Source organism: Paraburkholderia sp. EG287B (assembly GCF_040965595.1).
Taxonomy (GTDB): domain Bacteria; phylum Pseudomonadota; class Gammaproteobacteria; order Burkholderiales; family Burkholderiaceae; genus Paraburkholderia.
In genome coordinates this window covers 1-333 of record NZ_JBFRCG010000103.1, presented here as the reverse complement: position 1 = coordinate 333, position 333 = coordinate 1, and the positions used below count along the sequence as shown (strand labels likewise).

At 65.2% G+C, this 333-nt stretch carries 1 pseudogene; it reads right to left on the bottom strand.

The features are described 5' to 3' along the window. Positions 1 to 333: pseudogene (locus tag AB4Y40_RS42905) on the bottom strand (hemagglutinin); the annotation flags it as partial.

Here is a 333-nt window from a genome sequence, read left to right as displayed (position 1 = left end):
CGGAGCTCGTCGCCGAGACTGCGCCCGAAGCTACGTTGTGCAGCGCCACCGGCGTGGTCGCATCCGTGCCGCCCAGCGTCACCGAATCGTGTGCCGACGTGTCGTACATCACCGCATCGGCGAGCTGGCCGTTGATGTTCGTAACGTTGCCTTGCAGGTCGCTGATGTCGGTCGAGTTCTGCGTGACCTGCTGGTTGGTCGCGAACAGTTCCGAGCCATTCACCGCGTCGGTCGACGAAGCCGTCAGTTGGCCTGCCGCAACGTTGGTGATCGTGCGCTCCTTCCCCGCCGAACCCACCGAGACCGTGCTCTTCGCGTTCGTGCCGGCGAAGG